Annotated in this window: 27 protein-coding genes; 14 read left to right on the top strand and 13 right to left on the bottom strand. The window is 65.0% G+C overall.

Going from position 1 to position 25156, the window contains the following annotated elements; genetic code table 11:
* Positions 1-44 precede the first annotated feature (44 nt).
* Both ACLFLU_RS27890 and ACLFLU_RS27885 read left to right on the top strand, forming a co-directional pair.
* Positions 45-785, top strand: a complete 741-nt coding sequence (locus tag ACLFLU_RS27890; protein WP_426407969.1) for a metallophosphoesterase family protein — start codon at positions 45-47, stop codon at positions 783-785.
* Positions 786-791: 6 nt separating this feature from the next.
* Complete coding sequence (locus tag ACLFLU_RS27885; protein ID WP_426407968.1) at positions 792-2225, top strand: serine/threonine protein kinase; 1434 nt, start codon at positions 792-794, stop codon at positions 2223-2225.
* A gap of 6 nt (positions 2226-2231) precedes the next feature.
* On the opposite strand, the gene ACLFLU_RS27880 is transcribed toward ACLFLU_RS27885, so the two are convergent.
* From ACLFLU_RS27880 to rpe, 3 genes are all read right to left on the bottom strand, one after another.
* Positions 2232-2423, bottom strand: coding sequence for a hypothetical protein (locus ACLFLU_RS27880; protein ID WP_426407967.1), 192 nt, complete (start codon positions 2421-2423; stop codon positions 2232-2234).
* A gap of 96 nt (positions 2424-2519) precedes the next feature.
* Positions 2520-2660 carry a hypothetical protein gene (locus ACLFLU_RS27875; RefSeq protein WP_426407966.1) on the bottom strand — a complete coding sequence of 47 codons (141 nt, stop codon included), beginning with the start codon at positions 2658-2660 and terminating at the stop codon, positions 2520-2522.
* 151 nt (positions 2661-2811) lie between these two features.
* The gene (gene rpe / locus ACLFLU_RS27870; RefSeq protein ID WP_426407965.1) at positions 2812-3513 is read right to left on the bottom strand and encodes a ribulose-phosphate 3-epimerase; all 702 of its coding nucleotides are present in this window, start codon (positions 3511-3513) and stop codon (positions 2812-2814) included.
* Between the two features lie 253 nt (positions 3514-3766).
* Here rpe and ACLFLU_RS27865 point away from each other — a divergent pair, with 253 nt between their 5' ends.
* On the top strand, positions 3767-4594 hold the full coding sequence (locus tag ACLFLU_RS27865) for an EF-hand domain-containing protein (protein WP_426407964.1): 828 nt from the start codon (positions 3767-3769) through the stop codon (positions 4592-4594).
* Positions 4595-4609: 15 nt separating this feature from the next.
* Here the strand turns inward: ACLFLU_RS27865 and ACLFLU_RS27860 are convergent, their stop codons facing one another.
* Entirely contained in the window at positions 4610-5605 is a 996-nt protein-coding gene (locus tag ACLFLU_RS27860; protein WP_426407963.1) for a P1 family peptidase, read from the bottom strand.
* A gap of 55 nt (positions 5606-5660) precedes the next feature.
* The gene (locus ACLFLU_RS27855; RefSeq protein ID WP_426407962.1) at positions 5661-8468 is read right to left on the bottom strand and encodes a PAS domain S-box protein; all 2808 of its coding nucleotides are present in this window, start codon (positions 8466-8468) and stop codon (positions 5661-5663) included.
* 239 nt (positions 8469-8707) lie between these two features.
* On the opposite strand from ACLFLU_RS27855, the gene ACLFLU_RS27850 reads away from it, so the two are divergent.
* Positions 8708-9094, top strand: coding sequence for a response regulator (locus ACLFLU_RS27850; protein ID WP_426407961.1), 387 nt, complete (start codon positions 8708-8710; stop codon positions 9092-9094).
* A 75-nt stretch (positions 9095-9169) separates the two neighbouring features.
* Here the strand turns inward: ACLFLU_RS27850 and ACLFLU_RS27845 are convergent, their stop codons facing one another.
* The 5 genes from ACLFLU_RS27845 to ACLFLU_RS27825 form a co-directional block, all read right to left on the bottom strand.
* The gene (locus ACLFLU_RS27845) at positions 9170-10288 is read right to left on the bottom strand and encodes a branched-chain amino acid ABC transporter substrate-binding protein (RefSeq protein WP_426407960.1); all 1119 of its coding nucleotides are present in this window, start codon (positions 10286-10288) and stop codon (positions 9170-9172) included.
* 169 nt (positions 10289-10457) lie between these two features.
* Positions 10458-11201 (bottom strand): ABC transporter ATP-binding protein, encoded by a 744-nt coding sequence (locus ACLFLU_RS27840; RefSeq protein WP_426407959.1) that lies wholly within the window; start codon positions 11199-11201, stop codon positions 10458-10460.
* Positions 11198-12031, bottom strand: a complete 834-nt coding sequence (locus ACLFLU_RS27835) for an ABC transporter ATP-binding protein (RefSeq protein WP_426407958.1) — start codon at positions 12029-12031, stop codon at positions 11198-11200. The genes ACLFLU_RS27840 and ACLFLU_RS27835 overlap by 4 nt, the downstream gene beginning before the upstream one ends.
* Complete coding sequence (livM, locus tag ACLFLU_RS27830) at positions 12028-13353, bottom strand: high-affinity branched-chain amino acid ABC transporter permease LivM (protein WP_426407957.1); 1326 nt, start codon at positions 13351-13353, stop codon at positions 12028-12030. The genes ACLFLU_RS27835 and livM overlap by 4 nt, the downstream gene beginning before the upstream one ends.
* Positions 13354-13366: 13 nt before the next feature.
* Positions 13367-14284 (bottom strand): ABC transporter permease subunit, encoded by a 918-nt coding sequence (locus ACLFLU_RS27825; RefSeq protein WP_426407956.1) that lies wholly within the window; start codon positions 14282-14284, stop codon positions 13367-13369.
* A 286-nt stretch (positions 14285-14570) separates the two neighbouring features.
* Here ACLFLU_RS27825 and ACLFLU_RS27820 point away from each other — a divergent pair, with 286 nt between their 5' ends.
* Together ACLFLU_RS27820 and ACLFLU_RS27815 are read left to right on the top strand one after the other, a co-directional pair.
* Positions 14571-14729, top strand: coding sequence for a hypothetical protein (locus ACLFLU_RS27820; protein ID WP_426407955.1), 159 nt, complete (start codon positions 14571-14573; stop codon positions 14727-14729).
* Between the two features lie 189 nt (positions 14730-14918).
* A complete protein-coding gene (locus ACLFLU_RS27815) occupies positions 14919-15449 on the top strand; it encodes a hypothetical protein (RefSeq protein ID WP_426407954.1) in 531 nt (176 codons plus the stop codon).
* On the opposite strand, the gene ACLFLU_RS27810 is transcribed toward ACLFLU_RS27815, so the two are convergent.
* The 3 genes from ACLFLU_RS27810 to ACLFLU_RS27800 all read right to left on the bottom strand — a co-directional run bounded on the left by ACLFLU_RS27810 (position 15411) and on the right by ACLFLU_RS27800 (position 18085).
* Positions 15411-15803: a carboxymuconolactone decarboxylase family protein gene (locus ACLFLU_RS27810; RefSeq protein ID WP_084807568.1), complete on the bottom strand. Its 393-nt coding sequence runs from the start codon at positions 15801-15803 to the stop codon at positions 15411-15413. The two genes, ACLFLU_RS27815 and ACLFLU_RS27810, sit on opposite strands and share 39 nt — an antisense overlap.
* Positions 15804-15911: 108 nt before the next feature.
* Positions 15912-16694 (bottom strand): 3-oxoadipate enol-lactonase, encoded by a 783-nt coding sequence (pcaD, locus tag ACLFLU_RS27805; RefSeq protein WP_426407953.1) that lies wholly within the window; start codon positions 16692-16694, stop codon positions 15912-15914.
* A 35-nt stretch (positions 16695-16729) separates the two neighbouring features.
* Complete coding sequence (locus tag ACLFLU_RS27800) at positions 16730-18085, bottom strand: 3-carboxy-cis,cis-muconate cycloisomerase (protein ID WP_426407952.1); 1356 nt, start codon at positions 18083-18085, stop codon at positions 16730-16732.
* Positions 18086-18270: 185 nt separating this feature from the next.
* On the opposite strand from ACLFLU_RS27800, the gene ACLFLU_RS27795 reads away from it, so the two are divergent.
* From ACLFLU_RS27795 to ACLFLU_RS27760, 8 genes are all read left to right on the top strand, one after another.
* Positions 18271-18717 (top strand): SRPBCC family protein, encoded by a 447-nt coding sequence (locus tag ACLFLU_RS27795; protein ID WP_426407951.1) that lies wholly within the window; start codon positions 18271-18273, stop codon positions 18715-18717.
* Positions 18718-18855: 138 nt separating this feature from the next.
* A complete protein-coding gene (locus tag ACLFLU_RS27790; RefSeq protein WP_057748873.1) occupies positions 18856-19341 on the top strand; it encodes a (2Fe-2S)-binding protein in 486 nt (161 codons plus the stop codon).
* A gap of 30 nt (positions 19342-19371) precedes the next feature.
* The gene (locus tag ACLFLU_RS27785; RefSeq protein ID WP_426407950.1) at positions 19372-20178 is read left to right on the top strand and encodes an FAD binding domain-containing protein; all 807 of its coding nucleotides are present in this window, start codon (positions 19372-19374) and stop codon (positions 20176-20178) included.
* Positions 20179-20241: 63 nt separating this feature from the next.
* The gene (locus ACLFLU_RS27780) at positions 20242-21150 is read left to right on the top strand and encodes an AAA family ATPase (protein WP_148773101.1); all 909 of its coding nucleotides are present in this window, start codon (positions 20242-20244) and stop codon (positions 21148-21150) included.
* Between the two features lie 64 nt (positions 21151-21214).
* Complete coding sequence (locus tag ACLFLU_RS27775) at positions 21215-22417, top strand: vWA domain-containing protein (RefSeq protein WP_426407949.1); 1203 nt, start codon at positions 21215-21217, stop codon at positions 22415-22417.
* Between the two features lie 11 nt (positions 22418-22428).
* On the top strand, positions 22429-22758 hold the full coding sequence (locus ACLFLU_RS27770) for an XdhC family protein (protein ID WP_426407948.1): 330 nt from the start codon (positions 22429-22431) through the stop codon (positions 22756-22758).
* Entirely contained in the window at positions 22755-23456 is a 702-nt protein-coding gene (locus ACLFLU_RS27765) for an XdhC family protein (RefSeq protein ID WP_426407947.1), read from the top strand. The genes ACLFLU_RS27770 and ACLFLU_RS27765 overlap by 4 nt, the downstream gene beginning before the upstream one ends.
* Positions 23453-25057 carry an NTP transferase domain-containing protein gene (locus tag ACLFLU_RS27760; RefSeq protein WP_426407946.1) on the top strand — a complete coding sequence of 535 codons (1605 nt, stop codon included), beginning with the start codon at positions 23453-23455 and terminating at the stop codon, positions 25055-25057. The genes ACLFLU_RS27765 and ACLFLU_RS27760 overlap by 4 nt, the downstream gene beginning before the upstream one ends.
* The last annotated feature ends 99 nt before the right edge of the window (positions 25058-25156 follow it).

Genomic DNA, 25156 nt, shown 5'->3' with positions numbered 1-25156 from the left:
TTGGCTTTATCGGCGTCAATTAAGAATTTGTGGGTGGAGGGTGCGTGCTTCTCGCTGTCTTCTCGGATATCCACGGCAACCGGCAGGCGTTCGAGGCGTGCCTGAAGGTGGCCCGCGCGAAGGGCGCGGAGCGGTTCGTCATGCTCGGCGATTTCGTCGGCTATGGTGCCGATCCGGAATGGGTCGTGGATACCGCGATGGAGCTGGTCGCCCAGGGCGCCGTCGCCGTCCGCGGCAATCACGACCAGGCGGTGAACTCCGCGTCCGAGACCATGAACAATGAGGCCCAGATCGCGATCGAATGGACGCGCGGACGGCTCGACGTCGCACAGCGCCGTTTTCTTGCCGAGCTGCCGATGCTCGTCGAGGACGGCGACCGTTTGTTCGTGCACTCGGAAGCGTCTCATCCCCAGCGCTGGCACTACATTCGCTCGACGGCGGACGCTGCCAAGAGCCTGATATCGACCCCGGCCCATGTGACCTTCTGCGGCCACATTCACCGTCCCGCGCTCTATTCGATGTCGGTGACGGCGAAGATGACGGGCCTCGTACCCAAGACCGATGTTTCCGTGCCACTCCTGCGCGGGCGGCAATGGCTGGCCGTGCTCGGTGCGGTCGGCCAGCCGCGCGATGGTGATCCATCGGCGGCTTTCGTGCTGTTCGATACGGTCTCGTGCCAGATCACGTATTGCCGCGCGCCCTATGACGTCGCGAGCGCGGCGAACCGGATCCGCGAAAACGGCCTGCCGCACTGGCTCGCCGACCGGCTGTTGGAGGGGCGTTAAAGGCCGATGCCGAAACCCCTGGTCGAACCCGGCGCCGTGATCGACGGCTACACCATCGGCGAATGCGTGCATGCCGGCGGCATGGCGACGCTTTGGACCGTCACCCATGCCGATATCGACGCGCCGCTGCTGATGAAGATCCCGAGGGCGTCAGAAGGCGAGGACCCGGCGGCGATCGTCTCCTTCGAGATGGAGATGATGATCCTGCCCCGGCTGACAGGCCCCCACGTGCCGCACTGCTATGGCACCGGCGATTTCGCGCACCAGGCCTATGCCGTGATCGAGCGCATTCCGGGCGCCACGCTCTACAAGCGGCTGCCTGATCTGCCGCTGCCTTACGAGGAGGCGCGGCTGCTGGTCGCGAAGATCGCGGCCGCGCTCGCCGATCTTCACCGGCAGAACGTGATCCATCACGACATCAAGCCGAGCAGCATCATGTTTCGCGACAGCGGCGAGGCGGTGCTGATCGACTATGGCCTATCGCACCACGATCATCTGCCGGATTTGTTGCAGGCGGAGTTCCGCCTGCCTTACGGCACGGCGCCTTACATGGCGCCGGAGCGGCTTCTGGGTGTGCGTGACGATCCGCGCAGCGATCTGTTTTCGCTCGGCGTACTGCTCTATTTCTTCACCACTGGCGAGCGGCCGTTCGGCGAAGGCGAGACGCTGCGCGCGATGCGCAAAAGGCTGTGGCGCGATCCGCATCCGCCGCGCAAATTGCGCGCCGACTATCCGCCCTGGCTCCAGGAGGTGGTGTTGCGCTGCCTCGAGATCGAGCCGGAGTGGCGCTATCCGACCGCGTCCCAGCTCGCCTTCGATCTCGCCTATCCGGACCAGGTCAGGCTGACCGCGCGTTCGGAACGGATGAAGCGCGATCCCTGGACCGTGGCGTGGCGGCGTCGCTTCAACCAGGACGTCAAGCAGCCGCGGGCAAAGTCGGATGTCGCGGAGCAGATCGCCTCGAGTCCGATCCTCGCGGTCGCGCTGGATACCATGGAAGGCGCGCCGGAGCTGAACGAGGCGCTGCGCATGACGACGGAACGCATTCTGGCAACCCTGCCGTCAGCGCGGCTTGCCTGTCTCAACGTACTGAAGCTCAACCGTATCGCGATCGACCGTACCCTGGACGAGCAGGGTTCCAACAAGCACATCGATCGGCTGGTCGCGCTCCGGCATTGGGCCATGCCGCTCAAGCTGGACGAGAGCCGGCTGTCGGTTCATGTGCTGGAGGCCGTTGATCCCGCGGCCGCGGTCTTGGAGTTCGCCGAGGTCAACCAGGTCGACCACGTCATCATCGGCGCACGGCAGGGCTCGTTGAAGCGCACGCTGCTCGGCAGCGTCTCGGCGAAGGTGGCCTCGGAAGCGACCTGCACCGTCACCGTGGTGCGGCCGCCGAGGATGGCTGCGGCGAAACCAGACGCCGGCGTGGTGTGGGGCTAGGAAAGATCACGCCGCGTGCGCGGTGTGAACGGCGCGCTTGCGGCGGATCGGCCAGGAGAACTGGGGCCACGGCTCGCCGTGGTCCGCGCTGCCGCCGAAGTATTGAATGATCTCGCGGCAGGGCTCGCAGTTGAAGAGGTTACGCGACGCGGATGCCTTGGTCATTTCCTTCAGACAGTTCGGGCAGTGCGGTTTCATCAGTCTTGGTCCAAATAGTCGAGGTTCGGGTGCGGACGACGCGGGATGCGGCACCTGCGTTTCGGCTCACGCTCGACAAGGGCGATCTGCATGGCGTCAGGCCCGATAGCGGTTGCTGCCGATGATGCGGGTCGAACGCGCCGGGGCCCTTACCGGTCCGGCCGACGGGCCGAACACTACGAACGCACAAAAACCAATCCACAACGCCACGCCAGTCCAAACCAGGGTCGTCGTCATGATGTGCTCCTGTCCAATCAGGCAGGAATCACTAGCGGTGATTTGCACGAATCAGGGAAGCCCGGAGGAGTACGGGTCGTGGTTGCAATTTCAGGCATTGCCCGTCGCAACACCCGCAAGTACCGCAGGTTTGCGGGCGCGTCTTGAAGCTTTAGATCGCTTCGCCGCGGGCCCCGAGCGCCGCGTTGCGGATCGCTGCGATGTTGGTCTTGTAGGCGTCCTGCGTGCCGCCTTTGAACACGGAGGTGCCGGCGACGAAGGCATTGGCGCCGGCGGCTGCCAGCGCGCCCGCATTGTCGGGGCCGACGCCGCCGTCGACTTCGATGTCGATCGGCCGGCCCGCTGTCATCGCGCGGATGTCGCGGATCTTGCCAATCGCGGAATGGATGAAGGCCTGGCCGCCGAAGCCCGGATTGACCGACATCACCAGCACGAGGTCGACCAGGTCGATCACATATTCGAGCACGCTGATCGGCGTGCCCGGGTTGAGCGAGACGCCGGCCTTCTTGCCGAGCCCGCGGATCGCCTGCAGCGAGCGGTGCAAATGCGGACCCGCCTCGGCATGCACCGTGATGTGGTCGCAGCCGGCCTTGGCAAAGGCCTCGAGATAGGGATCACAGGGCGAGATCATCAGATGCGCGTCGAACACCTTCTTGGTGTGCGGGCGCATCGCCTTGATGACGTCGGGGCCGTAGGAAATGTTGGGAACGAAGTGCCCGTCCATCACGTCGAGATGGATCCAGTCGGCGCCTGCGGCGTCCACCGCGCGCACCTCTTCGCCGAGCTTGGAGAAATCCGAGGCCAAGATCGAGGGCGCAATTGCCAGGGGGCGGGGGGCGAAGGCTTGGGTCATGGCGCGGTTTCCCGTGGCGGCCGAAGGGACGAATGGCCTCGCCTAACATGGGCCTCTCAACCGGGCAATGCAGGAAGGGCGAGCTTCCTGTGGGCGGAAAATTCTGCCGTCGGCGGCATGAATTGCCGATGTTCCCTGGTCCTGAAAAGCATGGTGGATACGGATTTCATTGAGTTTTTCGCGCTGGCACGTCGCTTGCTGACCTCACGGCCAGAACATTGGCCGCGGCATGCCGCATGGTTGGAGTTGTGCAATGTTGTTTGCGCTTGGCGCCGTATCGACTGCGCTCGATGCCATTCAATCGCTGACGAATTCGAAATCGTCGTCGTCGACGCAGAAGACCGGATCGTCGCAAGGCGCGACCGATCCGTTCGCGATCGACACCAGCAGCAACAGCACGAGCAGTGGCGCGACCTCATCGGTCAATTCCGGCAATTGCGCGCAGATCTCGCCGGAGACGATGAGCGCGCTGATCGCCGCGCAAAGTCAGTCGTCGGACGGCACGAGTGCCACGAGCAGCTCGACCACCTCCACGTCATCGAGTTCGACCTCGACGAGCCAGGACGACGCGCTGAAGGACCTGTTCTCGAAGCTCGACGCGAATGGCGATGGTCAGATCACCAAGTCCGAGTTCGAAAACGCGCTGGGGGCCGGCGGCACCAATCTGGCGCAGGCCGACAAGGTGTTCTCCAAGCTCGATACCAATTCCGACGGCAGCGTCAGCCTCGACGAGATGTCGAAGGCGCTGAAGGGCGCCGGCGGCCATCATGGCGGCCACCATCATGCGCAGGCTGCGAGCAGCTCGGGCGATGCGTCAGGCAGCGACTCGGATTCCTCGTCGTCCTCGTCGAGCGGCGGGTCGACCTCGACCACGTCGACCGGCGCCGACGGCTCGACCACCACCACCGTCACCTATGCCGACGGCTTCAAGATGACGACGACGGTGCCGGGCGCGTCGAACTCTTCAGGCACATCGGGCGGCGGCAATTCCCCCTATGACTGGTTTGCGCAGATGATGCAGCGCCAGGGGCAGGGATCGTCCGCTGCCTCGGCCGCTTCCTCGATGTCGATGAGCGTGTAAGCGCGCTCTGAAGCCCTAGCCGAACCGGTCCTTCCACGTGGGCTGCGCGCCCGGGAACGGAAGCGCGGCCGCGTTGTAGACGCCGCGGGCGATGGCGCGGGCGACCACGTTGGCGGCGACCATGCCGAGCTCGGTCATGCCGACGATCGGATCGATCGGCTTCGCGCATGTCGCGGCGGCAAACAGCACGTCACCATCGGTCGGGGCATGCACCGGATAGATCGCTCGGGCAAAGCCGGTATGCGCGATCATCGCCAGCCGCTTGGCCTGGGGCTTGGTCAGCACCGCATCGGTGACGACGACGCCGATCGTGGTGTTCTCGCGCTCGGTCGCAGCAGGGCCGCCCTTGATGCGCATCCTGAGCATGTCGTCCGTAAATGCATCAGGCAGTCCGCGGCCGCCGAACTCGCCGTCGACCTCGAACGGCGCCGCCCAGAACCACGGTCCGTCGCCGATGGTGGCGCTGCCGACTGCATTGACGGCGATGAGCGCCGCGACCTTGACGCCGCCACTGGTGACGGCTGACGCCGAGCCGATCCCGCCCTTGAGAGTCGCTGTGGTGGCACCGAAGCCGGCGCCAACGCTGCCGAGCGCGAACTCCGTCCCGGCGGAGACGGCAGCAGCATAGCCGAGATCGCGATAGGGCGCGAAGCGGCCCCACGCCTTGTCGCCGCCGTTGAGCAGATCGAACAGGATCGCGCCCGGTACCAGCGGGATCAACGCGCCGCGGATATTGAGGCCGCGGCCTTGTTCGGCGAGCCAGGCCTGGACGCCGCCGCCGGCCTCGATCCCGAACGCGGAGCCGCCGGACAGCGCGATCGCGTCAACGCGTTCGACCGTGCTGGCAGGATCGAGCAACGCGTCCTCGCGCGTGCCGGGCCCGCCGCCACGAACGTCGATCGCCGCCACCGCCGGCTGGTCGAACACGATCGCCGTCGTGCCCGAGGCGAGTTTTGCATCATGGGCGTGGCCGACGCGGACGCCGGCGATATCAGTGAGGAGATTTTTCAAGGACGGCACTCCATGCGCTGCATCGCCTCAGCGATAGCGCAGGCGAGCGGCAGGCTCAACTCGCCAGCGCCATCCTGAGCATCCTGGCGAGCTCCGACTTGCGGTAGGGCTTTGCCAGCAGCAGCACGCCGGAATCGAGTCGGCCGTGATGGACGATGGCGTTTTCCGTGTAGCCCGAGGTGAACAGCGTCTTCATATCCGGGCGCCGTCGCGCCGCCTCGTCGGCGAGCTGGCGGCCGTTCATGTTGCCGGGCATGATGACGTCGGTGAAAAGCAGGTCGATGTCCGTGTCGGCGTCGATGATGACGAGGGCTTCGGCGGCGTTGGCGGCCTCGAGTGCGGCATAGCCGAGGCTCTTGATCTGGGTCACGACATACTGCCGCACCAGCGCGTCGTCCTCGACGATCAGGATCTTTTCGTCGCCGCCGGCGATGGGCACGTTCTGGAGCGCCTCGTATTCGGTTTCCTGCACGCCGGTGGAACGCGGCAGGTAGATCTTCACACTCGTGCCGTGGCCTTCCTCGCTGTAGATCTTGATGTGTCCGCCGGACTGTTTGACGAAGCCGAACACCATGCTCAGGCCGAGGCCCGTGCCCTTGCCGACCTCCTTGGTGGTGAAGAAGGGATCGAATACGCGCTCGATCAGGTCCGCCGGAATGCCCGTGCCGGTGTCGCTTACAGCGATCATCACGTAATTGCCGGCGAGGACGTCGGGATTCATGCTGGCATAGCCGTCGTCGAGGAAGATGTTGCGGGTCTCCAGCACCAGCGTGCCGCCGTCGGGCATGGCATCGCGCGCGTTCAGCGCAAGATTGAGGATCGCGGTGGAGAGTTGGCCCGGATCGACCAGGGCGGGCCAGGCATCCTCGGTGAGCTGCGGCATGATGGTGATCTGCTCGCCGAGCGTCGGGTGCAGCAGCTTGGCCGCCTCGAGCGTCAGCGCATTGACGTCGATTTCGCGCGGCTGAAGCGGCTGCTTGCGGGCGAAGGCGAGCAAATGCTTGGTCAGCTGCGCGCCGCGCTCGGCGGCATCGTCGATGAGCTTGGTGATGGCGGCGAGCTCGGGCCGGTCGGCGACCGCATCCGCCAAGATGCCGATCGTGCCGGTGATGACGGTGAGCACGTTGTTGAAATCGTGGGCGACGCCGCCGGTCAGCTGACCGATCGAATCCATCTTCTGCGCCTGCCGGAACTGGGCTTCCGCAGCCTGCTTCTCGGTGAGGTCGCGACCGATGAAGAAATGGCGCTTCACGGGCTCCGACCAGGTCCCCATCCAGTTTAGCGAGACCTCGTGACCGTCATAATGGTAGTAGCGCGCCTCGAAGCTGCGCTTGGTCTGGCCGCGGCGCGCCGCGCGCATCTCGCCCCGCGTTCTATCGAGGTCGTCGGGATGGATGAAGTCGGTCGCGCAGTGCCCGATCATGTCGTCCGGGCTCAAGCCGAGAATGTCCTGCACGCTCGGGCTGACCTGGATGAAATTGCCAAAACCGTCGGTGACCAGGATCAGATCGCGCGAGGTTTCGAAGATGCGCTGGCGCTCCTCGGTCTCACGGCGCAGCTTCTCGCGCGATTGCTTTTCCTCGGTGATGTCGTGGGCGATCTTGGAGGCGCCGATGATTTGCCCGCTGTCCGACCGCAGCGGCGTGACATTCAGGATGACGTCGAGTTGACGGCCGTCCTTGCGGAGACGGACCGTCTCGTGCTGAGCGATCGACTCGTTGCTGCTGATGCGGTTGAGAATGCCCCTGGCTTCGGCCCTCCGGTCCTCCGGCACCACGAGGTAGATCGACTGGCCAATGGCTTCGGCGGCCGGATAGCCGAACAGGTGCTCGGCAGCCTTGTTCCAGCCCGTGATGATGCCGTCGAGCGACTCGGTGATGATGGCATCGTTGGAGGACTCGACGACGGCGCCGTAGAGCGCGAGGCGTTTGCCGTAGAAGTCGCGATCCGAGGCCGACTGCTCGCGCAGACGGCCGACGAGGCCGACGATGTGCGCCTGAAGGCGGACGTTCTCGATCAGCAGCACCGCAAGCACAAGGATTGCGGCGCAGAGGCCGTAGAGGCGGCCGGCGTAGAACCCGAGATCGAAACGGGCACTGTTGAATATCCCCGACAGGGCGATATCGAATAGCCAGGCGCACATCACCGCCATGAGCCAGACGTCGATCACCGTATGCGGCCGCTTGAACCACAGACCAATCAGGGCGGCAAAGCTCAAAGACCACACGAAGGAGATCACGCCTACCTGCATGGTCGTGAAGCCGCCGCCGTCCTTCAAAAGTGGCGGAAGCAGACCGTGCCCTGCGGTAACGATCCAGGTGAAGGCCGTCACTGCTGCGCCGACACCGAGCAAGCTGCCAATGATCGCGTTTCGTGTCGAAACGGAGATTTCGGTTCCCCCGTTCACCCCCTTGCACCAGACATAGGCCAGCACGAACACTGGAAAGCCGCCGTGCCAGATCATGTAGAGCCACGCGGTTGTCTGCGGGCCGGCGCCAAACAGCCCATTCGGCGTGAACAGGCCGGGAAAGCTGAGCGCGTGGACCAGGGCGGCTGTTGCTGTGAACAGATAGCCGCTTGAAAGCCACAGCAGTGCGCGGGTCCGCAACACCGCAAATTGCGACAGGAGCAGGACCGCGGTGATGATGTCGCTGACGGCGAGCGCCGACTGGTAGCTGGCGATGAAGGCCGGCACCTGGATCAGCGGCGTACCCGCGAAGGGCACTGCCAGCGCGAACAGGACCGCGGAGATGCCGACGATCGCCAATGCTGCAGTGCGATCGCTCTGCGTGGCCGGCAAGGTCGAAAGGAATGTGCTTCGGTCGTTCTTTGCGTGCACGTTGACCTCGCGTTGGGTCGGCATGGGGCTCGTCCACGTGACTTCGTTGGCCGGCTGCCTGGTCCCCATCGTAGCCGGCTCCGGGCGCGCGTCCGAACGGGATGCGCCCACGACTCAACCGAGGGTTACAGCTTACTTAACTTGGACAGGGACTCGGAATAGGCAATCGGTAAGGTTGGCTTTACTAGACCGCCCCATACTGCCTTGGCGCACGTCGCCGTTGAATTGAACCAATTAATGATACGAATCCGGGAGTTGTTCCCATGCCCCGTGTCCTTGTTGTCGACGACCAGAAGGACGTCCGCGCCATGGTCTCGATCGTCCTTCGGGTCAACCGCTATGACGTAGTTGAAGCGGAGAGCGGCGCGGCCGGCCTGAGGGCCTTCGGCGAGAGCGTTTTCGACGCAGCGATTGTCGACATTTTCCTGACCGACACCAGCGGTATCGAGGTCATGGCCGGTATTCGCGAGCGGGTCCCCGGATTTCCGATCGTGGCGGTATCAGGCATGACGGCGCTGGACTTCATCGGCGAGGCGCCCGGCCTTGACGGCGTGGTCTGCCTGCAAAAGCCGTTTCGACCGAACGACCTGCTGCAAGCGCTCCTGAAAGCGCAAGAGGCTGCGGGCGGCGAATTGTCCGCGGCCGTCTGATCGGACTGCAAAAGAAAACGCCCCGGCGAACCGGGGCGTCAACGTCGGTGCGGTTAAAGGGGCAGGCGTGCTGTCTCAGGTGCCGTTGCCCTTGATCTCGGCGTAGTTGCCCTTGGCGTCCCACTTGTAGACGACGTAGTCGAGCTGCTTGATGTCGCCCTTGGCGTCATACTCGATCGGGCCGATCACGGTGTCCCACTTGCCGGCCTTCATCGCTTCCATGACCTTCTTGGGGTCGGTGGTGCCGGCCTTCTTGGCAGCCTGCGACCAGACCTGCATCGCCGCGTAGGTGTAGAGCGTGTAGCCTTCGGGATCGATGTTCTTGGCCTTGAACGCGTCGACGATCTTCTTCGCGGTCGGCTTATCGCGCGGATCGGGGCCGAAAGTGAACAGCGTGCCTTCGCCGGCGGGGCCAGTGATGGAGGCGTATTCCTTGTCGGCAAGCGCGTCGCCGGCCATCAGGATCGTCTTGAGGCCCTGGTCGCGCATCTGGCGCAGGATCAAGCCGCTTTCCTGGTGGTAGCCGCCGACATAGACGAGATCGATGTTATCGCGCTTCAGACGCGAGACGATCGCGTTAAAGTCCTTGTCGCCCTTGTTGTAGGACTCGTACATCTTCTCGATGATGCCGGCCTTGTTGAGCGCCTTCTTGGTCTCGTCCGCCAGACCCTTGCCGTAGGTGGTCTTGTCGTTGAGGATCGCGATGTTCTTGCCCTTGAAGTTCTTGGCGATGTACTGCGCCGCGATCAGGCCCTGCTGATCGTCACGGCCGCAGACGCGCGCCACGTTCCAGAGCTTGCGCTCGGTGAAGAGCGGGTTGGTCGACGCAGGTGTGATCTCAAGCACGTTGCCGTCGGCATAGGCTTCCGACGCCGGGATCGACGACGACGAGCAATAGTGCCCGGCGACGAAGGGGATCTTGGCACCGGCGATCTTTTCCGCAATCGAGCGCGCCTGCTTGGGATCGCAGGCATCGTCCTCGACGTTGAGCGCGAGCTTCTTGCCGTTGACGCCGCCGGCCGCGTTGATATCAGCCACGGCCATCTCGGCGCCGTTCTTCATCTGCCGGCCGAATGCGGACTCCGTGCCTGTCATCGGGCCTGCGACTGCGATGGTGACATCCTGCGCGAATGCCGCGCTCGACAGCGCGATCGATGCGCCGAATGCCAGACCGATGAGCTTCAGTGATTTCATGAGATACCTCGTGGGTGATCGCCTGTGGAAGTTGCCGGGTTGGCCCGGTTCAAACCGGCGCCATTCTTGATTGAATCCCGGGAGAAGTCACCGGCAAAATACGGGCATAAGGGCAGATATTTCGGCGCATTCCGCCGCGTTCGAGGCGGACTCACCCGACCCTGGGCGGCTAGCCGTGCCGGCCGCCTTCCAGATAGGCGGCGCGAATCTCGGGGCGCTGCAGCAACTCGGCGCCGGTTCCGGCAAGTGTGATCAGGCCATTGACCATGACGTAGCCGCGATGGGCGAGCTTGAGCGCATGGTTGGCGTTCTGCTCGACGATCAGGACGGTCAGGCCGTCCTGCCGGTTCAGGGTCCGGATGGCGTCAAAAATCTGGCGGGCGATCAGCGGCGCGAGCCCCAGCGAGGGTTCGTCGAGCAGGAGCAGGCGCGGGCGGCTCATCAATGCGCGCCCGATCGCGAGCATCTGCTGCTCGCCGCCGGACAGCGTGCCGCCGCGCTGGACGTAGCGCTCCTTCAGCCGCGGAAACAGCGCGAAGACGCGTTCCAGCGTGGCCTCGCGCTCCGCATCGGTGCATTCGGTGGAGTCCGCGCCCATCTGGAGGTTTTCCGCCACGCTCATGCGCGGAAAGATGCGGCGGCCTTCCGGGGACTGCGCGATGCGTAAGTGCGCGATCTCGTGGGTGGGGACGTCGGTGATGTCGCGGCCTTCGTACAGGATCTGGCCGGCGCGGGCGCGCGGCTTGCCGAAGATCGTCATCATCAGCGTGGATTTGCCGGCGCCGTTGGCGCCGATCAGCGCCACGATCTCGCCGGCATTGATCTCGACGTCGACGCCCTTCAGCGCCTCGATCTTGCCATAGGCGGCGCGCAAGCCGCGGATCGCGAGCAGGGGAGTGGGGGCGGAGGTCACGACCCGCTCTCCATCACGGCCACAGCCTCTTCCTCGTCGGTGCCGAGATAGGCGGCGATCACCTTGGGATCGTCGCGGACCTCTCGCGGCGTGCCCTGTGCGATCTTCACGCCATGGTCCATCACCACGATGTGGTCGGAGATCTCCATGACCACGGACATGTCGTGCTCGATCAGGAGGATCGAGGTGCCGAGCTCGTTGCGGATCGACAGCAACAGCTCGCTCAGCGCGGCGCTCTCGCGCGCGTTGAGGCCGGCGGCCGGCTCGTCCAGGCAGAGAAGCGCGGGCTCGGTGCACATCGCGCGCGCGATCTCGAGCCGGCGCTGGTCGCCATAAGCGAGATTGCCGGCAGCGTCATCGGCGCGGTCGAGCAGGTTGATCCGCCTGAGCCAGTCGGTGGCAAGCGCAATCGCCTGTTTCTCGGCGGCGCGATAGGTGGGGACGCCGATCAGGCCGAGAAACGTAAAGCCCGAGGCAAGCATCAGCGCGTTGTGCTGCGCCACCATCAGGTTCTCGAGCGCCGTCATGCCGGGAAACAGCCGGATGTTCTGGAAGGTGCGGGCGACCTTGGCCTGCTTGGCGATGCGGAAATCGTTGAGCCGTTCCAGCGCGATTTGCCGGCCATCGTCGTGGGTGAGGCGAATGGCGCCGCCGCTCGGCTTGTAGAAGCCGGTGATGCAGTTGAAGACGGTGGTCTTGCCGGCTCCGTTCGGCCCGATCAGCGCGGTGATCTTTTTCCGTTCAGCTGCGAACGACAGGTCCTGCACGGCGACGATGCCGCCGAAACGCATGGTGAGGCGGTCGACGCTGAGAATTGGCTCGCTGCTCATCCGTGCCCCTCCTTGACGAGGTCGGAGGAGATCGCTTGCGCCTTGGTCAGATACACGGTCGGGGCACGATGGCCGATGATGCCGCGCGGCCGCCAGATCATGATCAGCACCATCGCCATGCCGAACACCAGCATGCGGTAGTTCTCGAGGCTGCGGAACAGCTCGAAGCCGCCGATCATTGTGAGTGCCGCAAGCGCGACGCCGAGCTGTGAGCCCATGCCGCCGAGCACGACGATGGCGAGCACCAGTGCCGATTCCTGGAAGGTGAAGGATTCCGGGCTGATGAAGCCCTGGCGGGTCGCGAAGAACGCGCCGGCAAAGCCGCCGAACATGGCGCCTGTCGCGAACGCCGTGAGCTTGGTGGTCGTGGTGTTGATGCCGAGCGCGCGGCAGGCGACCTCGTCCTCGCGCAGTGCTTCCCAGGCGCGGCCAATCGGCAGCCGCCGCAGCCGGATCGTGACCCAGTTGGTGAGCAGCGCCAGCGCCAGGATCAAATAGAACAGGAAGATGATGCGGTGGGTCGACGAATACTCGATGCCGAGTTTTGCGGCGAGCCCGTCGTCGCTGTTGTCGAGCGGAATGCCGAACAGGGTGGGGCGCGGAATGCCGGAGACGCCGTTCGGCCCGCCGGTCAGGCTCTGCCAGTTGATGATGACGAGCCGGATGATCTCGCCGAAGGCGAGGGTGACGATCGCAAGGTAGTCGCCGCGCAGCCGCAGTACGGGGAAGCCGAGCAGCACGCCCCAGAACGCGGCGAGGATACCGGCGAGCGGCAGGCAGACCCAGAACGACCAGCCGAAATTGGTGGCGATCAGCGCGTAGGAATAGGCTCCGACCGCATAGAAGGCGACATAGCCGAGATCGAGCAGGCCCGCGAGCCCGACCACGACGTTGAGGCCCCAGCCCAGCATCACATAGGTGAGCACAAGGATCGCGAGGTCGAGGATGTAGCGCTGGTTATAGAAGATCACGGGCACCAGCAGCGTGAAGATCAGCAGTGCCGGCGCGAGGTAGCGGCCGATGAACGATATCCCGCTGTGCACGCCAGGTGGCACCAGCTTCTCGGCGCCGGTCGGGCCGATCCATTGCCTGAGCAGCTCGATCACGATCGAGCCGCCGAACACTGCGCCGACGAGCGAGGCGAGGTCGCCGAAGCGCGTCCAATAGGTGAGCTGGCCGTCGGAGCCCGCCTCGGTGCGGATGCCGACCATCAGCGAGAACAGCACCAGCGCAATCAACGCGTTGATGAAGGCTGTTTTCAGAAGGAAGGGGATGCCGGCGGTGCGACTTGCTTTGGTGGTCTCGTGCGGGGTGGCTGTCACGCGGGGCGGTCCGTCAGACTTTTTCGACTTCGGGACGGCCGAGCAGGCCGGTCGGCATGAAAATCAGCACGACGATCAGGATCGAGAACGCGGCGACGTCCTTGTACTCGACCGAGAAATAGGCCGACCAGAACGTCTCGATCAGGCCGATCGCGAGGCCACCGAGCATGGCGCCGGGCAGCGAGCCGATGCCGCCGAGCACGGCGGCGGTGAAGGCTTTGATGCCGGCGACGAAGCCCATGAAGAAATCGACCAGGCCGTAATAGAGCAAGTACATCAGTCCGGCGACCGCGGCGAGCGCGGCGCCGATCACGAAGGTCATGGAGATGGTGCGGTCGACGTCGACGCCGAGCAGCGCAGCCATGGTCTGGTCCTGCTCGCAGGCGCGCATGTCGCGCCCGAGCCGCGTGCGCGAGACCAGCCAGGTGAAGATCGCGAGCAGCACGATGGTGGTGAGAACCACCAAGATCTGGACGTTGGAGAGCCGGATCACGAAGCCGTCCGCGCTCTCATGCAGGGTGTAGCCGCCGGTGATCAGGGGCGGGATCGGCTTGACGCGCGCGCCTTGCGCTATCTGCGAGTAGTTGGTCAGCACGAAGGACATGCCGATCGCCGACAGCATCGGCGCGAGGCGGAAGGAATGGCGCAGCGGCCGGTAGGCGATGCGTTCGATGGTCCAGCCATAGAGCGCCGTAATCGCCATCGAGACCAGCAGCACGACCAGCAGGGTCACCGGGATCGCCGTCAGGCCGAGCGATATCAGGATCAGGAAGGTGATCAGCGCGATGAAGCCGCCGATCATGAAGATGTCGCCATGGGCGAAATTGATCATGCCGACGATGCCGTAGACCATCGTGTAGCCGATCGCGATCAGGCCGTAGATGGAGCCGAGCACGAGGCCGTTGATGAGCTGCTGGGTGAAATAATCCATAAGCTGCCGTTACCCAAACCTGACGCGACGCAAGGGGAGGTTTTCGAGAGAGTGCTTAAGTTTCTTCTCGGGCCCCGGCAGCCCTTGAGCGTTCTTCCCGTTTTGTAACAGGAGGAAACTGGCGGCTGCAACTGTCCATGTCTCGGCATAAAGGCTTGTACAGAGGTCATTTCGGCTAAGGATGTCATCTCCAGTTCCCGCAACTGCGAGGAACCGCGGTCGCGGAGCAACCAAAGTCGATGCCGACGGTTGTGTCCGCACTGACGTCCAACAAGGGAGTTCCCCCATGACGAACCAGCAGAACCAGAAGCCGGGCCAACAGAGCCAGAACCCCGGCCAGCAGGGCGGTGGCCAAAAGCCCGGCCAGCAGCAGCAGGATCCGCAGCGCCAGGGCGACAAGCCCGGTCAGCAGCAGGGCGGCCAGCACCGTCAGGACAACAAGTAGATTTGGGAACCAGTCCGGGAGCCCAGGAGGAGGTCCCGCCGTAAGGCGGGGCCTTTTTCATGGGCGCGCCGCCCCCATCGGGGCGGTTAAGGTAAACGAAGGGTTTAAATTGCCGCCACAGTCCGATGGGAGTTAGCTCCCGGCAAAGCCTTCCCTCGAAGGCGGGTAGCAGGCGAAGCGGGAAGCGGCATGTTCACGAATTGGCGGATCGGCTCGGTCAACGGCGCGCTGCTGGCGGCCTATTTCATTCCGGCCTGGACGATGGTCGCCTTCAACATCATGGTGGCGCCGGTGCACGGCCTCTATGAGCGGCCGAGCGTCGCGGTGGCGTTGTTCCTTAGCGATCAGCTCCAGATGTCCGGCATCAGCACGGTGCGTGCCGCCTGGCTGCTGGCACTCGGGCGGCTGACCGTGGTGGCATTTTTCGCGATCTATCTTGCGCTGCTCGCCATTCCGCGCACCCGCAAGAGCGGGGCCAGCGACGAGGCACTCGGCATTGCGCTCGCGATCGGAAGCCTGATCTCGTTTGTGAGCATGGTGATGGCCTCGAAGGTCGGCGAGATGGCCGCGCTTCGGCTGCACGCCACCGAGCTTCTGCTGCTGCTCGGTGCCGCGGTCGTGCTGGTGATCGAGCGGCCGGCGGCTACGCCGAAGACCGTCGACGTCGCGGACACGGCGCCGCTAGGCCTTGAGCAGGCCGAGCTCCTGCACAATCGCTGAGGCTTCCTTGACGGCGTGGTTCGCCGCCGGAACGCCGCAATAGATCGCCTGCTGCAGCAGAATTTCCTTGATGTCGTCGGGGGTGAAGCCGCCCTCGGCGAGCGCGGCGCGCACGTGCAGGCGGAATTCGTCCCATTGCCCAAGCGCGACCATGGTGCCGATCACCAGAACCCGCCGCGTGCGCTCGTCGAAATGCGGCCGCGTCCAGATCTCGCCCCAGGCGTAGCGGGTGATCATGTCTTGGAAGTCGGTGTTGAAGGCGTTGCGATTGGCGATCGACTTGTCGACCCAGGCATTGCCCAGCACTTTTCGGCGTACATTCATGCCGGCGTCGCGGCGCTTCTGGTCGTCCATTTGATCCTCCTCTCCGCCATTGCGAGCGTAGCGAAGCAATCCAGAAATGTGTCTGCACAGACCGTCTGGATTGCTTCGTCGCTACGCTCCTCGCAATGACGGTCGTTGCTAGCGTTGCGTCAAAAATCCAACCACCGCGTCGGTGAACACATGCGGTTGCTCGACATTGGAAATATGGGCGGCGTCGATGATGGTCATGCTGGCGCCGGGAATGTTCGAGCGGATCAGCTCGCCCGCAGAGATCGGGGTTGCCTGGTCGTGGCGGCCGGCGATCACCAGCGTCGGGCTTTTGATCTTCGGCAGCAGCGCGCGCTGGTCGAGCATCGACAGCGCCTCGCAGCAGGCGAGATAGCCCTCGACCGGGGTCGCGAGCAGCATCGCCTTCATCCTGGCGGTGATGTCAGGCTCGCGCTCGCGGAAATCCTGGGTGAGCCAGCCGGCGATCACGGCGTCGGCGACCGCGGCGATGCCGCCCTTCTTCACCGCGTCGATGCGCTCCAGCCATTTGGTCGGCTCGGCGTAATAGCAGGAGGTGTTGGCGAGGATGAGTTTGCCGAAGCGCTCCGGCGCGTTGGCGCCCAGCCATTGCCCGACCATTCCGCCCATCGACAGGCCGCACCAATGCACCTTCTCGATGTTGAGATCGTCGAGGATTGCGAGCACGTCGCGGCCGAAACGTTCCATCGAATAGGGCGCGGGGGCTACGCTTGACTTGCCGTGGCCGCGGCGGTCGTAGCGGATGACGCGAAACACCTGCGTCAGTGCCTTCATCTGCGGCTCCCACATCTGCAGGGTACAGCCGAGCGAGTTGGAGAGCATCAAGGTCGGCCCGCCGTCGCGGCCCTCGACGGAGACATTGATCAGGCAACCGTCGGCATCGATCATGGGCATGCGGCGTCTCCGTTTTACTTCCGCTCAGAGCAGCTCTATTCGCGGTCGAGGCTGTCGAGCAGCCGGTCAATCAAGGCCTGCGACGCCCCTTGATAGGCCATCGGCTCAAATAATGCCGTTATTTTCTCGGGCGTCAGATGCGCAGTGACCTGCGAATCGGCGGCGAGAACTTCGCGCAGATGTTTCTTCTCGGCAACCGCGCGCTTGCTGGCCGCCTCGATCAGATGATGCGCCTCGCTCTTGCCGATCTTGTCGGCGAGCGCAAAGGTGACGGCTTCCGCCATGATCAATCCGTGCGTCGCATTGAGATTGCTGCGCATGCGCACGGCATCGACATCCAGCCCTTCGGCGATGTCGACGATGGCCGCAAGCGCGCCCGAGGTGACCAGCATCAATTGCGGCAGCGTCGGCCATTCCGCGTGCCAGGGGCCGGCGCTGCGCTCGTGGTCCTGCACCTGGGCCGCAAAGATCGTCGCGGCGAGCTGCGGGGCCATGATCGCGCAGCCAAGCGCGCTTGCGGCCGCGACCGGGTTGCGCTTGTGCGGCATGGTCGAGGAACCGCCGCGGCCCTCGCCGGCGGGCTCGAAGGCTTCACCGACATCGGTCTGCATCATCAGCGAGACGTCGCGCGCGATCTTGCCGCAGCTACCGGCGAGAATCGCCAAACTTGAAGCGGCCTCCGCGATGCGGTCGCGATGGGTATGCCAGGGCGCTTCGGGCAGCGGCAGGTTCAGCTCCTGCGCCAACCGTTCGGCCACCGCGAGCCCGTTGTCGCCGAGGGCTGCGAGCGTGCCGGCGGCACCGCCGAATTGGAGCGCAAGGCCCTCGCGGCGGAGCCGCCGCAGGCGGCAGCGGGCACGGGCGAGGCTCGATGCGTATTCGGCGGCCTTCAGCCCGAACGGCATCGGCAGCGCGTGCTGAAGCCAGGTCCGTGCCACCATCGCGGTGTCGCGATGGGCGCGTGCAAGTGTCGCAAAGCCCTTGATGGCGCGGCTGAGATCAGCGTCCAGCACATCGATTGCAGCGCGCAAGCCGAGCATGGTCGCGCTGTCGATGACGTCCTGGCTGGTCGCGCCCCAATGCACGTAGCGCGCAGCCTCGCTGTCGGCCTTGCCGACATTGGCGGTCAGCGCCTTGACCAGGGGGATCGCGAGATTGCCCGACCGGGTCGCGGCCTCGGCCAGCGCAGCCATGTCGAAGGTGTCAGCCTTGCAGGCGGCTTCGATCGGGCTCACTGCGGACGCGGGAATCACGCCCGCGGCGGCCTCGGCCCGGGCCAGGGCTGCCTCGAAATCGAGCATATTTTGCAGGGTGGACCGGTCGTCGCAGACGGCGCGCATGGCAGCGCTCGACAGCATCGGCGCAAGCAGGGGGGAGAGGGCTGTGCTCATGTTGCGCCGGACCTAATCACCATGCTCCGGCTCTGCCAATCCCTGACTGACCGCACAAGACATTTTGCAGATGCGAATATGCATTGCACGTGACCGGGGGCTGCCCTTTCCTTTACGGCCTCCGTGCGTTACTTCAGCAATATTATTCTGATGCGATCCAAGTTCGATATCCCGGGAGGCACCCCATGGCCATGACGATGAACGGCGAAGTCCAGCTTGCGGCGCCGCGCGAGGCCGTGTGGGAGAAGCTCAACGACCCCGCGGTGCTGAAGACCTGCATCCCCGGCTGCGAGGAGCTGGAGAAGACCGACGACGGCGGTTTTCGCGCAACGGCGAAGATGAAGGTCGGCCCGGTCTCGGCGCGCTTCAAGGGCAAGGTGACGCTGAGCGATCTCGACCCGCCGAACGGCTACAAGATATCGGGCGAAGGCGAGGGTGGCGTGGCCGGCTTTGCCAAGGGCGGTGCGGTCGTGAAGCTCGCGGAGAAGGACGGCGGCACGCTGCTCTCCTATGAGGTCGAGGCGCAGATCGGCGGCAAGTTGGCGCAACTCGGGCAGCGCCTGATCAACGGCACCGCCAAGAAGCTGGCCGACGAGTTTTTCGCGAATTTCGCCAAGGCGGTACAGGGCTGAACATCCTCGCTTTGGTCATGGCACCTTGCGCCCGGGGCGATGTTGCCCCCGGGCATATTGGCCCATATGATGGGTTGGAATAATTATAAAAAAGAACCGCTTCGACGGGACCCGTCGGGGCGCTGATAGAGAGTGCTTATGGCGAAAATCTCCCTCATCGTGAACGGCAATCCTGTTACCGGCAATGTCGACCCGCGTACCCTTCTGGTGCAGTTCCTGCGCGAGAATCTCCGGCTGACCGGCACCCATGTCGGCTGCGACACCTCGCAGTGCGGCGCCTGCGTCGTGCATCTCGACGGCAAGGCCGTGAAATCCTGCACCACGCTGGCCGTGATGGCCGATGGCCACGAGGTCAAGACCATCGAGGGACTGGCCGCCGATGGCGCGCCGCTGCATCCGATGCAGGAGGCCTTCCGTGAGCATCATGGTCTGCAGTGCGGCTTCTGCACGCCCGGCATGATCATGACCGCGATCGACATCGTGCATCGCAAGGGCCACGAGCTCGACGACCACACCATCCGCGAGGAGCTGGAAGGCAATCTCTGCCGCTGCACCGGCTACCAGAACATCGTCGCCTCGATCGCCGCCGGCGCGAAGGCGATGGCGAAATCCGATCTCGCGTAACCGCGCGCCCACCGCGATCAGGACACCCTCATGTACGAATTCAAATACCATCGCCCCGGGACCGTGCGGCAGGCTGCCAACCTCCTGGTGAAGAACGAAGACGCCAAGGTGATCGCCGGCGGTCACACGCTGATTCCGGTCATGAAGCAGCGGCTTGCAAGCCCCCCGCATCTGGTCGACCTCTCCCACATCGAGGGGCTGAACACGATCGAGATGAAGGGCCGTTCGCTGGTGATCGGTGCCACCGCCAGGCATGCCGAGGTCGCGACCTCCGCCATCGTCGGCGAGGCGATCCCGGCACTGGCCGATCTCGCCGGCCAGATCGGCGATCCCGCCGTGCGCCACAAGGGCACGATCGGCGGCTCGCTCGCCAACAACGATCCGACCGCGGATTATCCGGCTGCAGTCCTCGCGCTCGGCGCGACCATCGTCACCAACAAGCGCCGCCTCAAGGCCGAGGACTATTTCCAGGGGCTGTTCTCGACCGCGCTGGAAGCCGACGAGATCATCACCAAGGTGATGTTCCCGCTGCCGAAGAAAGCCGCCTATATCAAGTTCCGCAACCAGGCCTCGCGCTATGCGCTGGTCGGCGTGTTCGTGGCACGGCGTCCCTCGGACGTGCGAGTTGCCGTGACCGGTGCCGGCTCGGACGGCGTGTTCCGTGTCGAGGCATTCGAGGAGGCGCTGAAGAAGCGGTTCTCGTCGAAGGTGCTCGATGGCATCGAGGTGCCGGCGGAAGGGCTGAACAGCGACATCCACGGCAGCGCCGAATACCGCGCCCATCTCATCGGCGTGCTGACGCGGCGCGCCCTCGACGCCGCCAATGCCAAGGAATGAGTGGGTCGCACGATCTGGCCCAATACTTGCCCCTTGTGAGGGCGTAGCGAGACTGGCTCTTTCATGACTTCAGCGACCTTGCCGGCATCGGTCGATGCGATGCTCGAACTTTTGACCTCGCGCGGCTATCTCGCCGAGCGGTCGCTGGCGACGGTGACGTATCTCTCGCTGCGCATGGGCCGTCCGCTGTTCCTCGAGGGCGAGGCCGGCGTCGGCAAGACCGAGATCGCCAAGGTGCTGTCGGCGGCGCTGGGGCGGAAGCTGATCCGCCTGCAGTGCTACGAGGGCCTCGACGTTTCCTCCGCGGTCTACGAGTGGAACAGCGCCGCGCAGATGATCGCGATCCGGATGGCGGAAGCCGCCGGCGACACCGACCGCGATCAGCTCTCAAGCGACATCTTCGCCGACCGCTACATGATCAAGCGGCCGCTGCTCCAGGCGCTGGAGCCTGACGTCGCTGGCCCGCCGGTGCTCTTGATCGACGAGCTCGATCGCGCCGACGAGGCGTTCGAGGCCTATCTCCTGGAAATCCTCAGCGACTTCCAGGTGACGATCCCCGAATTCGGCACCGTGAAGGCGCCGCATCCGCCGATCGTCATCATCACCTCCAACCGCACCCGCGAGATCCACGATGCGCTGAAGCGGCGCTGCCTCTATCACTGGGTCGACTATCCCGCGGCCGATCGCGAGCTCGCAATCGTCAAGTCGCGCGTGCCCGGCATCTCCGCAAAGCTGTCGCAGCAGGTCGTGCGCTTCGTGCAGGCGCTGCGTAACCAGGACTTCTACAAGTCACCTGGTGTCGCCGAGACCATCGACTGGGCTACCGCTCTGTCGGAGCTCGACGCTCGCTCGTTGACCCCGCAAGTGGTCGGCGACACGCTGGGCGCGCTGCTCAAATATCAGGACGACATCACCCGCATGCAGGGCGACACCCTGCAGAAGGTGCTGAAGGAAGCGACGAGCGAGAATTGATCTCGCGTCACGACTGACCTCGTCATCCCGCGCATCGCGACGAGACGAGTGAGAGTGCTGAGCCATGGCCATCAACCACCTCGCGCCTGAACAGACCGAGCAGTTTGCCGACAATATCGTCGGCTTTGCCCGTGCGCTGCGTGCGACCGGCATGCCGGTTGGTCCGGGCGCGGTGATCGATGCCATGAACGCGCTGCAGGTGATCGACATCGGCAGCCGCGCCGACGTCTTCACCACGCTGGAGGCGATCTTCGTCAAGCGGCACGAACATGCGCTGATCTTCAAGCAGGCCTTCAACCTGTTCTTCCGTGCCTCCGAAGAGTGGAAGCACATGCTGGATTCGGTGCCGCTGCCGGACCAGGCCAAGAAGAAGCCGGCGGCTGGGTCGCGTCGTGTCCAGGAAGCGATGTCGCAGCCGCGCATGACCGAGACTCCGCAGCACCAGGAGCAGGATCTGCGCCTGTCGGTCTCCGACAAGGAGATCCTTCAGAAGAAGGACTTTGCGCAGATGAGCGCGGCGGAGATCACCGAGGCGCTGCGTGCCATCGAGCGGATGCGGCTGCCGCAGGCCGAGCTATTGACGCGCCGGCAGCGGCCGGACGCGCGAGGCCTGCGTCTCGATTTGCGCCGCACCCTGCGCGCGTCGTTGCGCACCGGCGGCGACATCATCGACATCCATCATCTCGGGCGGATCGAGAAGCCGGCCCCGATCGTGGCGCTGCTCGACATCTCCGGCTCGATGAGCGAGTACACCCGCCTGTTCCTGCATTTCCTGCATGCGATAGGGGACGCGCGAAAACGCGTCTCGGTGTTCCTGTTCGGCACCCGGCTGACCAACGTCACCCGCGCGCTGCGCCAGCGCGATCCCGACGAGGCGCTGGCAAGCTGCTCGGCGGCGGTGGAGGACTGGGCCGGCGGCACGCGCATCTCGGCCTCGCTGCACAACTTCAACAAATTATGGGCCCGGCGCGTGCTGAGCCAGGGCGCCATCGTGCTGCTGATCTCCGACGGGCTGGAGCGGGAGGCCGATTCCAGGCTCGCTTTCGAGATGGACCGGCTGCACCGCTCCTGTCGGCGGCTGATCTGGCTCAACCCGCTGCTGCGCTTCGGCGGCTTCGAGGCCAAGGCGCAGGGCATCAAAATGATGCTCCCGCACGTTGACGAATTCCGCCCGGTACATAATTTGAGTTCGATCCAGGAGCTGATCACGACGCTCTCCGGGCCGCTGCCGCCGCATCACCGCAGCCTGATCCGCTCCGCAGCTTGAGAGGTTAAGCCATGCTCGATCGCGACGAGGATATTCTGAAGGCGGCGGAGGACTGGCAGAAGGCCGGCCGCGGCGTCGCGCTGGCGACGGTTGTCGAGACCTGGGGGTCGGCCCCGCGCCCGGCGGGCTCGAGCCTCGTCATCAACGACGAGGGCGCGTTTCTCGGCTCGGTCTCCGGCGGCTGCGTCGAGGGCGCCGTGGTCACCGAGGCCATGGACGTGATCCAGAGCGGCAAGCCCAAGATGCTCGAGTTCGGGGTCGCCGACGAGACCGCCTGGAATGTCGGTCTGTCCTGCGGCGGCACCATCCGCGTCTTCGTCGAGAAGGTCGGTTCGCCGTGAAGCTCGCAATTTTGCACGAACTCAATGCCGAGCGCGCCGCGCGCCGGCCGGTCATTCTGGTGACCGACACCGAGAGCGGTGAGCAGCGGCTGGTAAAGGCCAAGGACTTTGCGAAAGACCCGCTGGGTGCCGAGCTGGACAAGCAGCTTCGCATGGGCAAGAGCGCCAATGTCGAGGCCGGCGGCAAGAAGCTGTTCCTCAACGTCTACGCGCCGACCGCAAAGCTCGTCATCATCGGCGCGGTCCATATCAGCCAGGCGCTCGCGCCGCTGGCGCGCTCGCTCGGTTACGACGTCACCGTGGTCGATCCGCGCACGGCCTTTGCGAGCCCCGAGCGCTTCCCCGACATTCCGCTGGTCGCTGAATGGCCTGACACGGCGTTGCCGCCGCTCAATGTCGATGCCTACACCGCCTTTGTCGCGGTGACGCACGATCCGAAGATCGACGATCCCGCGCTGCTGCATGCCTTCGAGCGCAACTGCTTCTATATCGGCGCGCTCGGCTCGCGGAAGACGCACGCCAAGCGCGGCGACCGGCTGCGGGCGCAGGGCGCCAAGGACACCGATATCGCGCGCATCCATGCGCCCATTGGGCTTGCGATCGGCGCGGTTTCTCCGTCCGAGATCGCGGTGTCGATCATGGCCGAGATCACGGCGGTGCTTCGGCTACCGCCAAAAGAAAAAGAAGAAGCGGCATGAAATTCGGCCCGGCGAGCCCCAAGGATGCGATCGGCGGGGTGACCGTCCACACCCTGCGTCAGGGTCCGCTGGTGCTGAAGAAGGGCACGACTATCGGTCCCGCCGAGGTCGAGGCGCTGACGCGCGCCGGCATCAAGGACGTCGTGGTGGTGCGGATGGAGGAGGGCGACGTCTCCGAGGACGTCGCGGCTGCCAGCATCGCGCTTGCGATCGGCGGCGAGGGCATTCATGTCGAGCGCGCCTTTACCGGCCGCGCCAATTTGTTTGCCGTGCGCCCGGGACTGCTGGTGATCGACCGCGCCGCGGTCGACCGCATCAACAATATCGACGAGGCGATCACCTTTGCCACGCTCGCCGCCTACAAGCCCGTGGTCGAAGGCGAGATGGTCGGTACCGTCAAGATCATCCCGTTCGGCGTTGAGGGCAATCTGCGCGATGCCGCGGTGAAGGCCGCCGGCAAGGACGTGCTCAAAATCGCGCCCTACGTCATCAAGCGCGTCGGCGTCGTCTCGACGCTGCTGCCGGGGCTCTCTTCGAAGGTGGTCGACAAGACGCTGCGCGTCACCGCCGAGCGCCTCGCGCCGGCCGGCGCCAGCATCATCGCCGAGCGTCGCGTGCAGCATGACGAGCGCGCACTGTCGGCGGCGATCAAGGAACTGCTGGCGCTTGGCGCCGAGCTCGTGATCGTGTTCGGCGCGTCGGCGATCGCCGACCGTCGCGATGTCATCCCGGCGGCCGTGACCGAGATCGGCGGCGAGATCGAGCATTTCGGCATGCCGGTCGATCCCGGCAATCTGCTGCTGATCGCGCGCGCCGGCAGCGTGCCGGTGTTGGGCGCGCCGGGCTGCGCGCGTTCGCCGGTCGAGAACGGTTTTGACTGGGTGCTGATGCGGCTGCTCGCCGGCATCAAGGTGACGCGCTCCGAGCTGATGGGCATGGGCGTCGGCGGCCTCCTGATGGAGATCGTGACGCGGCCGCAGCCGCGCGCAAAGCCGGAGATCGAGGGCAACAGCCAGGTCGCCGCCATCGTGCTTGCGGCCGGGCGCTCGACCCGCATGGGCGGGCCGAACAAGCTGCTCGCCGAGCTCGACGGCAAGAAGCTGGTGCGGATCGCGACCGAGCAGGCACTGGCTTCGAAAGCATCCGAGGTCATCGTCGTCACCGGTCATCAGACCGAGCTGGTCGAGCAGGCGCTCGAGGGCCTGAAGGTGCGTTTCGTCAAGAATCCGGATTTCGCCGGCGGCATCGCGAGCTCGGTCAAGGCCGGCATCGCGGCCGTCTCTGAAGCGAGCGATGGTGCCGTGGTTTGTCTCGGTGACATGCCGCTGATCGATGCCGGCCTGATCGACCGCCTGATCGACGGCTTTGCGCCGGATCGCGGTAATCTCATCGTCGTGCCCGTCAGCGACGGCCGCCGTGGCAATCCCGTGCTGTGGTCGCGCCGCTTCTTCAAGGAGCTGATGACGCTCGATGGCGACGTAGGCGCGCGGCACCTGATCGCCAGGCATACGGAAGCGGTCGCCGAAGTACCTGTCGACGGCGAGGGCGCCTTCCTCGATATCGACACGCCGCAGGCGTTGGAGGCGGCGCGGCGCGGATGACGGTGCCGTAGGGTGGGTTAGCCTTGCGGTTGCGCAAAGCGCAGGCCGCATGGCGTAACCCACCACTTCTATTCCGCGGTGACACACTTGGTGGATTGC

The sequence above is a fragment of the Bradyrhizobium ganzhouense genome (genome assembly GCF_049949285.1).
In the GTDB taxonomy this organism is placed as follows: domain Bacteria; phylum Pseudomonadota; class Alphaproteobacteria; order Rhizobiales; family Xanthobacteraceae; genus Bradyrhizobium; species Bradyrhizobium ganzhouense.
This window is presented reverse-complemented; position numbering and strand designations above follow the sequence as displayed.